We start from the raw sequence: 14,188 nt of genomic DNA on the forward strand, positions 1-14,188 counted from the left end.
AATGTTGTGTATTTAACGCTGCTCTATCGTTGCCTGCAAATTATGATGATTACTCTATAAAAAAAGACATAAAAAACTGGCAGCGGTTGGTAAGTGATTAAGCAGTATTAACATGCGGTATTAATACTGATACCTTTTTGGATTCGACCTTATGACTACGCCAATCAAAACCCAGTGCCCTCAGTGTCATGCTATTTTTAATATTAAAAAAACACAGTTAAACCAAAAAACAGCCAATGTTTGCTGTGAACATTGTCAACACAGTTTTTTGGTCAATAACAACCTTATTGTCACGAATGATACAGAGCCGACTGCTGACACTATGGGGCATGAACCTCAATATGATGCATCCACTACCGCCAATACTTCTATTAAGCAAACGTCTACCGTTACGCCAGAAGCAAAAGCCACAACCAAGCTAAACGTCACCTCTGAACCAGAAGATGCAGATATTCTTATCCATGATGATATGGCTGAAGAAGATTTGATAGAGGATCAGTTGATTCACGATGATATGGATATTGCAGATTTTGAAGAGGAAGATTTAGAATACGGTTCGCTCGACAGTATGGACGCTTGGCTAACGCAAGCAGCAGATAGCACCCCTACCTCAACCACGAACAGTAGTGATAAGTCGACGAAAAGCTCAGCGACAAAGCTAGATAAAAGCGCTCACGCCTCTGTTAGTCCCATAGAAAAACCCTCTTTAGCAAACGCTCTTATAAAAGAGCCAGCATCAGCTGCACAAGTAGCCCTTAGCTCAGCGGCAGCTAATGACATCCATGCCAGTATCGATGATAATAGCGATGAGTCTTGGCTTGAAAAATTGCTCAAAGAACAAAATGAAAACGAAGACGGTCATAGTCCAAGAAAAGACACAGATTTATCAGCGCTGCTCGCAAGCATGGGCGTTTCTATCAAAGACGAAGACAACACGCAGGCCGCACGCCTTAAAAGGCAGCAAGCACAAGCCAAGTTTTCACCAACACCTGCTAAGCGCTCGCTTGCTTCATTACTCTGGACATTTGGTTGTTTGGTATTAGCGCTGCTACTTTTTGCGCAGTATGTCATTTTTAATTTGGATAACTTGGTTAAAAATCCTGCCCATGCTGAGCGCTTGCAAAAAGTATCTGCTATCGCCGCTTGTAGCTTACCTAGCGCCAATCTAGCGGCTTTGAGTACAAGCGATATCACTCATCGACCTAGCCGCACCGAAACTGCCAACACCATTAGTGATATCAGCATCACCTTAAACAATCAAAGCACCCAAGCACAACTCCTGCCGCATGTGAAAGTCAGTGTTTATGATAGTGATGCACTTATCGGCGAATTTATTGCAGCACCGCAAGATTATCTACTCAGTACACAGAGCCAATTGGGCGCGACAAGTCGCAAGCAGCTGTTATTTACCATCCCAGTCGCCAATACTCAAATCGACAAAGTAAACGCCGAGCCTATTTATTAACATCAGGCTTGGTAAAATGCCATTTATAAGCAATAAAATTTATTCAAAAGTTTTGCTCTTTTATCAAATTTGTCTTAAATGTTTTAAATCTGTCATCATAAATGATAATAAATAGCGTCAAGCCTAGAGTAATAATAGGGTAATACCCAATCTATTGTTCTGATAGGCTTTGACTTTGTTATAATAGCGCTTAAACGCCTTATGGTTTACGCTTACGCTTAAGGACATTATCTTATGCCACCACATGCACCGTATAATGCCACTCATTTTGACCAGGATATTGAGAGCTCTGCTGATTATAAAGACGGCTATCATCGCTCTATCCATAAGGTAGAAGCTTCCTTAGACAATAGCCTTCATGCGCACCAACCGTTACGTGTGCATGTAGAGCGCGTGGTGCGGCAGTATTTTGCGATGCTCGATGATGAGATGCCAACCGACTTATATGAGCTTATTTTAAAAGAGATAGAGCAGCCACTATTGTCAGTCGTGCTTGAGAAGTGCCGCGGCAATCAGACCAAGTGTGCGCAAATCTTAGGTCTCAATCGCGGTACGCTACGCAAAAAGCTCAAAACTTATGGCTTAATGTAATCTATGGCTGTATGCCAGTCGCTGTTATTTACGACGACCAAATACTACACTCACCGCCCTTATTAGCCCTGCTAACCGACATTCAATTGTATGGCACGTTTATAGTTTATGATCTTATCAAACCCGATATGCTCTGCACTGCTTGCCATTATTACCTTGCCAGACGTTTACGTCAGGCTTTTTTTATGGAAATTTTCTTATGAGTACAACTCCCCTTGCCCTACTATCGGTTTCCGATAAGTCAAATATCGTAGAATTCGCCCAAGGCTTGCTTAAAGCTGGCTTTGGTTTATTATCGACTGGCGGTACTTACCGCTTGCTGACAGAAAATAACGTCGCTGTGACCGAAGTTTCAGACTATACCGGTTTTCCTGAAATGATGGACGGCCGCGTTAAAACGCTACATCCAAAGATTCATGGCGGTATTTTAGGACGCCGCGGTACTGATGACAGCGTCATGAATGAGCACGCTATTGAGCGCATTGATTTGGTCGTCGTCAATCTTTATCCGTTTGCAGAGACGATTGCACGTAGCGACGTCACCATGAACGATGCGATCGAAAACATCGATATTGGCGGCCCTACTATGGTTCGTTCAGCAGCAAAAAACCACGCTCACGTCGGTATTGTGACTGACCCTGCTGATTATACGCGCGTGCTTGAAGCATTAGGCAATGGAACGACTTTAACCGCTGCCCTACGTTACGATTTAGCGGTCAAAGCCTTTGAGCATACCGCACAATACGACGGAATGATTGCCAATTTCTTGGGCAGCCGCGTGAATGAAAACCAAGAGGCAGAGAATTTCTCTCGTACCTTTAACGTCCAATTAGAAAAAGTGCAAGACCTACGCTACGGCGAAAACCCGCATCAAAAAGCGGCTTTTTATGTCGAAAACCATGCCCTAAAAAGCCAGCAAGCCTCTATTGCAACCGCGCAGCAGCTACAAGGTAAAGAGCTCTCTTATAACAATATTGCTGATACCGATGCCGCACTTGAATGTGTTAAAGCCTTTAGTGCGCCCGCTTGCGTGATTGTAAAACACGCCAATCCTTGCGGAGTCGCCGTAGATAGCGATCAAGTCACGGCTTACCGCACGGCTTTTAGTACCGACCCTGAGTCATCTTTTGGTGGTATTATTGCCTTTAACCGCGAACTTACGCTTGCTGCAGCCAAAGCGATTATTGACAATCAATTTGTCGAAGTCATCATTGCCCCAAGTATCGAAGATGGCGTTTTGGAGGCGACCGCTGCTAAGAAAAACGTCCGTGTCTTAGTTTGTGGCGAGTTGCCAACGCCTGAGCAGCGCGACAGCCAGCTTGATTATAAACGCGTCAATGGTGGTTTGTTGGTGCAAGAGCAAGATTTGGGCCTTATTACCGCCAACGATTTAAAAATCGTTACCGACGTCCAGCCAACCGAAGCACAGATTGCTGATTTATTATTTAGCTGGAATGTCGCTAAATATGTCAAATCTAACGCCATCGTTTATGCCAAGAATCAACGCACTATCGGTGTTGGCGCCGGTCAAATGAGCCGCGTCAATTCAGCGCGTATCGCCGCTATCAAAGCCGAGCACGCTGGTCTTGCTACCGAAGGCGCGGTAATGGCATCAGATGCTTTCTTCCCATTCCGTGATGGTATTGATAACGCGGCCGAAGTCGGCATTGCTGCTATCATCCAACCAGGCGGCTCTATGCGTGATGACGAAACGATTGCTGCCGCCAATGAGCATGGTATTGCCATGGTCTTCACTGGTATGCGCCACTTCCGCCATTAATCAGCGGTTAAGATAATGCTATTAAGAAAACAGCGTTGAGAGTAAATAAAAATTGTAATGCATAAAAAAAGCCACTATTAATAGTGGCTTTTTCATATTTAAGGCTTAATAAAGCTCGTTAAAAAAAGGGTTTAACAAATGCCTTATAGGTCGCTTAACGTCCTTGCGCATTGGCCATATTGGCTTCATTAATCTCAACTTTATAGACCATACGTAGATAATCTAGATAATCTTGCAGCTGATCTTGACCCAAATTATCACGAATAATGGCGGCAGTTTGTGCTCTTTGGGCATCAGATAGCGGCGATTGCTGCTCTGTTTTGATGCGATCACCGACCAATAACGTCGCACCCGTTTCAGTCTCACTCGCTACCGCCACGACGCCATTGGCTGCCGCTTGCTGACTAAAGGCTAAGCCGCGCTCTTTTTCGCTCAATTGCGTAGTCTGACGGTTTATCTCGCCCAATGCTTGCAGCTTAACAGGCTGCTTTACAATATCAGCAGGCGTTTTAATAGTGGCCGCCAATTTCTTCGCTTCTTGTAATGCCAGTGCCGTTGCTTTTTGTTGACGCAATATCTGCGTGATTCTTGGCGTCGCCGCTGTTAAAGACAACGTCTTAGTTGGACGATAATTACTTGGCTGTACCCATACCGTACCATTACCAACCTCAATACCCGCAGTCACCGCTTGGTCTTGAATAGTAAACTCATCAAACGCTTGCTTAATTACCGCCGGCTGCGCCAAAGCAGATTGGTTGTTTTCTTTACGATAATCTTTGATATGTTTTAATGGCACATTTTCTTGCTGAGCGATATCTTCAATACTAAAGCCATCTGCTGCCAAGTCATTAATCGCTGTGACTTTATCGGCATACATTTCCTGGCGTTTATATTCTTTGGCTTTAGCGGTTAGCTCTGCACGCATACTCTCTAGACTTGGTATCTTGCTACCATTGTCCTCAGTCACGGTAAATATCTGATAGCCAAAGCTGGTCTTTACAGGAGCACTGACATCACCAACGCTCAAGCCTGCCAGCGCTTTTTCGACAGCTGGCGCATCATTACCAAATACCGCTGGATTAAAACGCCCGATATCGCCGCCTGTTTCACCTGATGGATCATCAGACTCGGCTTTGGCAACCTTGGCAAATGACTCACCTGTCGCAAGGCGGGCTTTAATTTTATCCGCGCGTGCTTTGGCATCTTTACCGGTTAGTAGGATTTGGCTAATTTTACGCTCATCAACCACAGCAAGATTTTGCTTATAGGCTTCATATTGCTGCTGCAAATCTTCTTGGGTGACTTCATTAACTTCAATCGCTTGCGGATTTAGCTGCAAGTAAGCCAAGTCGACCATGGCCGCACTTTTGAGTTTGTCTTTATTGGCGTCATAGTAAGCTTGTATATCACCCTTGCTCAACTTTACCTGCTCAGCATAGTCCTGCCATTTAAAACGATGCAGCCAAATATTGCGCGACTCTAGCTGCAAATCAATCAACTGACTGACCGCTTGCATCGGATAAACTGCGGTACCGACGATGCTGGCATTGAGCTGATCTAGGCTCAACTGGTTGCGAAACTCAGCAAACAGCTGGTTTTTTGTCATATTGCGCTGACGTAAAAAGTTTGCAAACTGCTCGTTAGAAAAATTGCCCTCTGCATCTTTAAAGATTTCTTCTTGGCGCAGCAAGCGATTGATGGTGTCATCAGAAACCGTCATGCCCAGCTTGCCAGCCTGCTGCTCTAGCAAGGTACGATCAATCAGCCCTTTTAGGACTTGCTCGTGCAGCACGTCTTCATTCAATAAACTGGCATCATCAACTTGGTCTAAAAGCTCAGTACGGCGGTTATTGACGGCAGTTTGATACTCGGACAGTCCCACGCTTTTGTCACCTACTTGAGCGATTTGGTTGGGATCGACACCGCCGCCAAAGTAGCTTTCGACACCCAATAGAGCGAGCGGCGATAGGCACAAAATCAATAAAATGCGACCCGGCCAGCTTTTTAAGAAATCGCGCAATTTATCCATAGTTATCTCTGCTTTATTAACCTATATTGATGAAAGACCATTGTAATACTATTAATAATATCAACGCTGTATAAGCAGGCAATGGTAAGAAGAAGAACGTGTGCATTTTATCGCTATAAAATAAGGCGGATTGACGAAGTTTATAACAAGATTTAATAAAAATTCTTGTTTATACAACACCGCTATCGCGCGCCCTATGATACGTGATTTTTGATATATACTCAAAATATTCAGGCGACTATTGCTACTTAAAGCTACAAATTTCAGCACTAAAAAAAGCACCTAATCTTTAGGTGCTTTTTTGGTCATTCGCTCATGACTTAATGAATCGTTAAGTCATGAGTTGCTATCTATTGTTTTACTGCCAACCAACGCTGTTTTTATTCGTGTATCACGTCGTCAACGAGCATTTGATTATTTTATTATAGAATAGCTAAAAAGAGTACAGCTTAAACAAAGCGGCTTAGTTTAAACGCTCTTTTAGGTTTTTACCGGCTTTAAAGCTTGGTACTTTGCTTGCTGGAATGCTAAGTTCTTCACCAGTCTTAGGGTTACGGCCAGTACGCGCTTTACGGTCTTTTACGCTAAAAGTACCAAAACCAACCAATGAGATGCTGTCGCCAGCTTCTAGCGCTTCACCAACACTTTCCATTACTGCATTCAAAGCTTCGCCAGCTTGAGTTTTATTTAGACCACTTTTTTCGGCGATGCTATCAATTAATTCTGACTTATTCATAAAATTTCCTTCAAGTTTTAGGGGGTAAAAAACGCTCACGCCAAGTATTGTATCGCTCTCAGAGTACTTAAGCAATAAAAACCACTGGCCTCACGCATAAACAGGTTTCGCTTTGTTAACGCCTTTATATCAAGGCAGCATAAGGAGCGCAAGCGATTTTACATATTTTTGTGCACTCTACTACGTATTTGACACTCAATGTTACTTAAAACTGCTGCAAATTTTCTATTAAATCGCTACTTTAGCTTATAGGATTTAACGAAATAAAGCACCTATCGTCAAAGCACCTATCTTTGTATTGGCTCTCTTATGCATTTTGCCTTGATAACCTAAATACTCAAATATGATGCAGGTGCTTAAACTCAGTTTTTATACTAACAAGCAAAATTAAAAACTAAAGCATAAACTTGGATCGAAAAATAGCTGCCAAGCCCGACTAATGCATTACCAGTCATAAATTTTGGTGTCTTTATAGATGAGCAAATTATAAGGTAGTGACTGACCAACTGACAGAAACGTGCGTTACTTTTTATGCTAAAGGCGTTACTATAAGCGCGATTGCATTGTACATTTTGGGTTGATTTTGACCTTTGTTTGTCCTTTTATCTTTAACTTACACAATAAAAACGGATTATTTACATGAAGCGTTCTACGTTGTCTCACTCTTTTCTTAATATCATATTGGTGTTTATCGAGTCGGCGCTGACCCTGTTGTTACGTTTAGACCCAGAACTCCGTAAAGCTGCTTATCCACTCGCCAAGCAAGAGACGGTCGTCGCGCTTAGGTTATACTTGCCTCATGTAGAGGTTTTCGCCACCTTTACTACCAAAGGGGTATTATTAGATGATAGATTGCCTATCGGCCGTAGTGAGCCTGACGTTATTATCAACGCTTATAGCGTTCAGGTGATTAACGCCATCATCACCCACGATACTGAGTCGACTGAAAAGCTGCAAATGCGCGGTGAGGCGGTGCAAGTACAGCTGGTCAAGCAGTTTATTATGCAGCTTGGTTTTGGTAGCTTAATTCAAGGGCTGATCAAAAAGATTAAGGGCGGCAAAGGTAAGACCAAACCTACTGAAGCCGAAATGGCAGAAAAAAAGGAGAGTTATAAGCTGCGTATTAAGGAGCAGCAAACTCAAATCAACACGCTGACCATTAAAAACCGTGAGCTTGAAACCACGGTTAAAGAACTGCAAAGCAAGCAGAAGACCTTTATCATTACCGCAATTATTTTTGCAGTTATCGCTATCGCTGCCATTATTGCTTTATTTATCATGACCTAATGCCTTACTAACTGCAGTGTAACGTGTTTTTAAAGTTATTCTTCTAACCTTGTATCGCGTTTAATAGGATGTAGACTTATTAAGCGCTCTTGCTTCCTTTCTGCAGTTCACAGCCTGCGCGTTCGCGTATTTATTCTCTTTTAAGCCTTAATATTACCTATCATTGTTTTTATCAATGATAGGAATAAGTCGCACTCACCATTCAACCACACTTTAATCTTGACTAAATTACTCGGGATTGAGTATAATTACCCTATCGTTGCACACATCGGGTAAACCATCTGCTGTTTAATAGCGACAAGACACCACTTAGTCGATAGATGATTTTCCTAAATAGAAGCGCAAGTACGGCTAGCTACTAACTAGCTTTTAGCAATAAGTCGATTATAAATCTATTAAATCTATAAAGAACCTATTGATAACCCTGCTCTTTTGGAATACGACAAGACTAAGTTCGTTGTTAAATAAACTTTTTATAAAAAGGATTGGAGATAACACATGCGTTTGACTACTCGAGGCAGATACGCCGTGACCGCTTTACTTGATTTGGCTTTGCAAACCAGCCAACAAGACAGCGCCGTCTCTTTATCTGACATTGCTAAGCGGCAATCGATATCTATCTCTTATCTTGAACAGTTATTTTCCAAGCTTCGTAAGCGCGGTTTGGTCACCAGTATCCGCGGCGCGGCTGGCGGCTATCACTTAGCCAAGCCCCTTGATGAGATTGATGTGATGAGCATCATTTCTGCCGTCGATGAATCTGTCGATGCGATGCAGTGCGGCGGACGCGGCGATTGTCAAAGTGGTACAATGTGCCTAACGCATGATTTATGGTGCGCTTTATCAAATCATGTCGAACAATACTTGAAAAATATAACATTAGCGCAATTATTAGACATGGAACATGTGCAGTCAGTCTCAGACCGTCAGCACCTCACGTTTCCAAACGACATTGCTACAAAAGATATGTCCACAAAAGACATCAACACTATTACTCTATCGACCAGCGAGGCAAACCCAGCATGAGCCAACATAACAACCTTATATACTTAGATTATGCCGCCACGACGCCAGTTGCTAAGTCAGTCGCTGCTAAAATGAGCGAATATCTGACGGTAGACGGCATCTTTGGTAACCCAGCATCACGCTCACATGGCTATGGCTGGCAAGCAGAAGAAGCGGTAGAAACGGCTCGTCAGCAAGTCGCTGAAGTGATTCATGCGGATCCACGCGAAATCGTCTTTACCTCGGGCGCGACAGAATCAGATAACCTAGCTATTAAAGGCGCGGCACATTTTTATCAGTCGCGCGGCAAGCACATCATTACCAGTAAAATTGAGCACAAAGCGGTTTTAGATACTTGCCGTGAGCTTGAGCAAGAAGGTTTTGAGATTACTTATCTTGAGCCGCAAGCTGGTACGGGTTTGATTTTGCCAGAGCAAGTACAAGAAGCCCTACGTGACGATACGATTTTAGTATCACTAATGATGGTTAATAATGAGCTTGGTACCATTACCGATGTCGCCGCGATTGGTGAGATTACTCGCAAAGCGGGCGTTGTATTCCATGTCGATGGTGCGCAGTCTGTTGGTAAAATACCTGTTAATCTTGAAGAGATGAAAATTGACTTGATGAGTTTTTCAGGTCATAAAGCGTATGGCCCTAAAGGTATCGGTGCGCTATTTGTTCGCCGTAAACCTCGTATTCGCCTAAAAGCTGAGCAGCATGGCGGTGGCCATGAGCGCGGTATGCGTTCAGGTACCTTGCCGACGCACCAAATTGTTGGGCTAGGTGCTGCATTTGCATTGGCCAATGAGCGTTATGAAGAAGACCATGCTCACGTGGCAAAATTACGCCAAAAGCTGTGGGACGGTCTACAAGATATCGAAGAGATTTATCTAAACGGTGATTTAGAAAACAGCGTGCCTAACATCATTAACATCAGCTTTAACTTTGTTGAAGGCGAGTCACTGATGATGTCGTTAAAAGACTTGGCGGTTTCATCAGGTTCAGCCTGTACTTCAGCGACGCTTGAGCCATCGTATGTATTGCGCGCCATCGGTCGCCCAGATGAGTTGGCCCATAGCTCAATCCGCTTTAGCTTTGGTCGTTATACCACCGAAGAAGATATTGATACCGTCGTAAAACAGATGCATGAAGCGGTAGACAAATTACGCGCCCTATCGCCACTTTGGGATATGTATCAAGAAGGCGTTGATTTAGACTCGGTAGAATGGTCTGAGCATTAATATTTATTCATAAAACTTTAATAGTAAAAAGGTTTAATGGTTATCAGGTATAAGCATTAAACCAAATAATTCATCAGACAATTATAAATACCATTTTTATAATATGTGTTTGACCCCAATTATCGATGAGTAGACAGACATTTAAACTTAATAAGTGAGTTATTTGGAAAGTTACTTATATAACTTAACATTTAAGTGGCTACTCATCATCTAACTAGGAGAAAACCCCATGGCCTATAGTGACCAAGTTATTGATCATTACGAAAACCCACGCAACGTCGGCAATCTTGACAAAAATGCCAAAAACGTTGGTACGGGTATGGTTGGCGCCCCAGCCTGTGGCGATGTGATGCGCCTACAAATCCAAGTCGATGATAACGGTATCATCGAAGATGCACGCTTTAAAACCTATGGCTGCGGTTCAGCAATTGCTTCAAGCTCGCTTGTCACCGAGTGGCTAAAAGGCAAAAGCTTAGACCAAGCTGGCGAGATCAAAAATATGGATATCGCTGAAGAATTGGCATTACCACCGGTAAAAGTGCATTGCTCAGTCCTTGCAGAAGACGCCATTAAAGCCGCCATTAGCGACTATAAAGGTAAGCATGGTACAGCTGCGGCAGTAACAGAAGAAGCAACCAGCTAAATTATATAAAGCCTTGCGCTTATTTATATAATAGGCGCAAGTAGCGAATTTGAAAACAAACATGAGTAATACGACGTTAGAAGCTACTAACGCCCATAAGGTGACAATAACGCTCATGTAATTGTCACCTTTTATTTATTTTTAACGCTTTACTGGCAGTGGTGTTGATAAAAACGCTTTTGCCGCAATTATTATCTCAATTATTGATAGTCAATGGGAGTTGGCATGATTGAAATGACAGAACGCGCCGCTCAGCATGTTCAAGACTTTTTGGACAATCGCGGTAAAGGTGAAGGCATCCGAGTAGGTATCCGTACAGCAGGCTGCTCAGGCTTGGCTTACGTGCTAGAGTTTGTTGACACGCCTGACGAAAACGACACCCGTTATGAAAGCCGTGGCGTCAATATTTTTATTGATCCTAAAAGCTTGGTTTATTTAGATGGCTTAGTGATGGATTATGAAAAAGAAGGTCTCAATGAAGGCTTTAAATTCACCAATCCCAATCAAAAAGGTGAATGTGGCTGCGGTGAATCGTTTACCGTCTAAAGCTCTAAACCAGAGCGCGCTAAACGATTGATATACGAGCGCTTAGCACCTAAAACCTGAGTTAGCGCTTAGATACTAAGTAAGTACTGAACTTTAAAAGACCAGTATTTAAAACAGACAGTAAATAAAACAGCGCATAAGTAAAAGCAAGTCTTCACAAGAATAAATAAAAACAAAGGCAGACGCTATGACAGACATCACGCCAGACGCACAGTTTGATAACTTCTTTGCCCTATTTGAGCAACCTGTACAGTTTGCGGTCAACCAAGAGCGCCTTGATCAGCAGCTGCGTCTGCTACAAAAACGCTATCATCCGGACAACCTTGTCGCTGATAGCAAAAATGTAGCGGATAGTGCACAAGCTAAGCAGCAATCAGAGCAAGCCTCAGCGCTAATTAACCAAGCTTATCAAACGTTAAGAGACCCTGACAGTCGTGCCAGCTACTTGTTGGATATCGCTGGGCAGGCGCAGAACTTAGAGCATTCGATTGCCGATTTGGACTTCTTAGAAGATGCGATGCAAATGCGTATGGATTTGGACGATGCGATTGAAGGCAAAGAGCTTGCCGCGCTAAAGCAACTACATCCGCAGATTACCGAGCGTCTAAATAAACAATCTGAGCGTTTTGATAGTGCTTATCAGAGCCAAGATTGGCAAACGGCGATTGATGCCACGCAAAAATTAAAATTTTTGGTGAAATTAGATGCCGATGTTACTACAGGGCTTGATGAAGTCGCGTCTGCTGAGCATTTAGATGACGACGATTTATACGTTTAACGTCATACTAATTCATTTAAATTGTTTAACTTCGCGGGTAACAAGCCTATATGTAGCTAAGGTTAAAATAACCACTACTATGCCGTATAATTGTAAACATTAAATACTAGTCAACTATATATTATATTTGTACCATTTCTCTTAATTCATTTTATCTTTGAGTTTTCTTATGTCTTTATTGCAAATTGCCGAACCCAATCAAAGTGCCCAACCTCACCAGCATCGTTTTGGCCTAGGAATTGACCTTGGTACGACGCGCTCATTGGTCGCTGTGGTACGCTCAGGCAAGGCGCAAGTTTTGCAAGCTGATACAACGACCGACACCTTATTGCCGTCGGTGGTCTACTATCCAAGTGCTGGCAAGCCCTTAGTCGGCTATGATGCCCTCGCCCACTTAGTAGATGATCCAAAAAATACCATCGTCTCGGCTAAGCGCTTTATGGGCCGTAGCCAAGCCGATATTAAATTTTCCCATCCTTATGAGTTAAGTGGCAGCAAAGACGCCATGCCAGCCTTTGTAACGGCGCAAGGGGAAGTGTCTCCTGTTGAAGTTTCAGCACGTATTTTAGCCGCGCTTGAACAACGTGCCGCAAGCGCTTTACCTGATGATAGTATACAAGGCGCAGTGATTACTGTGCCCGCCTATTTTGATGAAGCGCAGCGTCAAGCCACTAAAGATGCGGCGCAAGCTGCTGGTATTAACGTTTTACGTTTATTAAATGAGCCTACCGCGGCCGCCGTTGCCTACGGTCTTGATCAGCCTACTGATGACAATAGTGAAAACTACTACTTAATCTATGATTTGGGTGGTGGTACTTTTGATGTATCTATTTTAAAGCTCAGCGATGGCGTGTTTGAAGTCTTAGCGACAGGCGGCAATAGTGCGCTTGGCGGTGATGATATCGACCGCTTACTGACCAATTGGCTGATTAAGCAGTTAAATATTGACCCTAAAGACGTGAGCCTGCACGACAAATCCATACTCGCCCAACAAGCAAAAAGCTATAAACAAGCATTGACCGATGCTGAGCAAGTCGATATCGACATTGTTGTCAATGAGCGCTCTTTTCAAGGTGTGTTACGCCGCGACGATTTGATAACAATTGCAGAGCCTGTCAGCCGCCGCACGTTAAGTGTCTGCGAGCAAGTCCTGCGTGATGCCAAATTATCTGCCGCTGACTTAGATGAAGTCATTTTGGTCGGTGGTTCTACCCGTATGCCTGCGGTGCAGCAGGTGGTGGCAGATTTCTTTGCTAAAGAACCGCTTTGCCGTCTTAATCCAGATGAAGTTGTAGCTTTAGGTGCGGCACAAACGGCGCATCAATTGGTCAATGGCGATAGTGATAATGGCTTATTATTGCTCGATGTGACGCCTTTATCGCTCGGTCTTGAGACCATGGGCGGCTTGGTTGAAGTGCTGATTCCGCGCAACACCCCTATTCCCGTCAAAAAACGACAAGTCTTTACCACTTACCAAGATGGTCAAACCGGCATGGTCATTCATGTAGTGCAAGGCGAGCGTGAAACAGTGGATAACTGCCGCTCACTTGGACGCTTTGAGCTATATGGTATTCCGCCGATGAAAGCGGGCTTTGCGCGTATTGAAGTGACCTTTAGTATTGATGCCAATGGTCAGCTGACCGTCAGTGCGCAAGAAACAACGACCAAGACTGAAAGTAAAATTGAGATTGTGCCATCTTATGGTCTGTCTGATGAGCAAAAAGAGCAATTATTAATCGCAGGCTTTAAGTATGCGGAAGAAGACAAGAATGCGCGCTCGCTAATTGAGACCAAAGTAGAAGCGGAACGTGAATTATTGGCGCTACAGTCGGCGCTTAGCGAGTTTGCGGCGTTAATCTCACCTGAAGAGCAGCAGTCATTGACCGAGAGCATGCAAGCCTTGCAAACCGCGCTTAGCACCGACGACTTAACCGTTATTGAAAGCGCGCAAGGCAAATTAAAGCCACACAGTGATGCTTTTGCCGCGCGTATTATGAATCAAAGCGTCAAAGCAAGTATGTCGGGTACCAGTGCGCAAGATTGGTAGTAGATAGCATTTATACCACTCATATGATAGGCGCTTA

General features: G+C 43.6%; 12 protein-coding genes. 10 read left to right on the forward strand and 2 right to left on the reverse strand.

Translation table 11 applies throughout. The features are described 5' to 3' along the window. The first annotated feature begins 151 nt into the window (after positions 1–151). From A7325_RS02930 to purH, 3 genes are all read left to right on the forward strand, one after another. Positions 152–1,465 (forward strand): DUF3426 domain-containing protein, encoded by a 1,314-nt coding sequence (locus A7325_RS02930; protein WP_068404470.1) that lies wholly within the window; start codon positions 152–154, stop codon positions 1,463–1,465. A 321-nt stretch (positions 1,466–1,786) separates the two neighbouring features. Then, positions 1,787–2,056, forward strand: a complete 270-nt coding sequence (gene fis, locus A7325_RS02935) for a DNA-binding transcriptional regulator Fis (RefSeq protein WP_068404623.1) — start codon at positions 1,787–1,789, stop codon at positions 2,054–2,056. A 199-nt stretch (positions 2,057–2,255) separates the two neighbouring features. Next, entirely contained in the window at positions 2,256–3,836 is a 1,581-nt protein-coding gene (gene purH, locus A7325_RS02940; protein ID WP_068404472.1) for a bifunctional phosphoribosylaminoimidazolecarboxamide formyltransferase/IMP cyclohydrolase, read from the forward strand. Positions 3,837–3,990: 154 nt separating this feature from the next. Here purH and A7325_RS02945 read toward each other — a convergent pair whose 3' ends face one another. Both A7325_RS02945 and A7325_RS02950 read right to left on the reverse strand, forming a co-directional pair. Continuing rightward, positions 3,991–5,865 (reverse strand): SurA N-terminal domain-containing protein, encoded by a 1,875-nt coding sequence (locus tag A7325_RS02945; RefSeq protein ID WP_068404473.1) that lies wholly within the window; start codon positions 5,863–5,865, stop codon positions 3,991–3,993. 463 nt (positions 5,866–6,328) lie between these two features. Continuing rightward, the gene (locus tag A7325_RS02950; RefSeq protein ID WP_223808465.1) at positions 6,329–6,640 is read right to left on the reverse strand and encodes an HU family DNA-binding protein; all 312 of its coding nucleotides are present in this window, start codon (positions 6,638–6,640) and stop codon (positions 6,329–6,331) included. A 600-nt stretch (positions 6,641–7,240) separates the two neighbouring features. On the opposite strand from A7325_RS02950, the gene A7325_RS02955 reads away from it, so the two are divergent. The 7 genes from A7325_RS02955 (at position 7,241) to hscA (ending at position 14,151) form a co-directional block, all read left to right on the forward strand. Next, a complete protein-coding gene (locus A7325_RS02955) occupies positions 7,241–7,888 on the forward strand; it encodes a hypothetical protein (RefSeq protein WP_068404477.1) in 648 nt (215 codons plus the stop codon). Between the two features lie 498 nt (positions 7,889–8,386). Next, positions 8,387–8,914, forward strand: a complete 528-nt coding sequence (locus A7325_RS02960; RefSeq protein ID WP_068404479.1) for an Rrf2 family transcriptional regulator — start codon at positions 8,387–8,389, stop codon at positions 8,912–8,914. After that, positions 8,911–10,137: an IscS subfamily cysteine desulfurase gene (locus tag A7325_RS02965; RefSeq protein ID WP_068404481.1), complete on the forward strand. Its 1,227-nt coding sequence runs from the start codon at positions 8,911–8,913 to the stop codon at positions 10,135–10,137. The genes A7325_RS02960 and A7325_RS02965 overlap by 4 nt, the downstream gene beginning before the upstream one ends. A gap of 229 nt (positions 10,138–10,366) precedes the next feature. After that, complete coding sequence (iscU, locus tag A7325_RS02970; protein WP_068404483.1) at positions 10,367–10,780, forward strand: Fe-S cluster assembly scaffold IscU; 414 nt, start codon at positions 10,367–10,369, stop codon at positions 10,778–10,780. Positions 10,781–11,005: 225 nt separating this feature from the next. Further along, positions 11,006–11,326, forward strand: a complete 321-nt coding sequence (gene iscA / locus A7325_RS02975) for an iron-sulfur cluster assembly protein IscA (protein ID WP_068404485.1) — start codon at positions 11,006–11,008, stop codon at positions 11,324–11,326. A gap of 187 nt (positions 11,327–11,513) precedes the next feature. Further along, the gene (gene hscB, locus A7325_RS02980) at positions 11,514–12,104 is read left to right on the forward strand and encodes a Fe-S protein assembly co-chaperone HscB (RefSeq protein ID WP_068404486.1); all 591 of its coding nucleotides are present in this window, start codon (positions 11,514–11,516) and stop codon (positions 12,102–12,104) included. A gap of 169 nt (positions 12,105–12,273) precedes the next feature. Further along, positions 12,274–14,151, forward strand: coding sequence for a Fe-S protein assembly chaperone HscA (gene hscA / locus A7325_RS02985; protein WP_068404488.1), 1,878 nt, complete (start codon positions 12,274–12,276; stop codon positions 14,149–14,151). The last annotated feature ends 37 nt before the right edge of the window (positions 14,152–14,188 follow it).

It is taken from the genome of Psychrobacter sp. SHUES1 (genome assembly GCF_001652315.1).
Lineage (GTDB): Bacteria > Pseudomonadota > Gammaproteobacteria > Pseudomonadales > Moraxellaceae > Psychrobacter > Psychrobacter faecalis.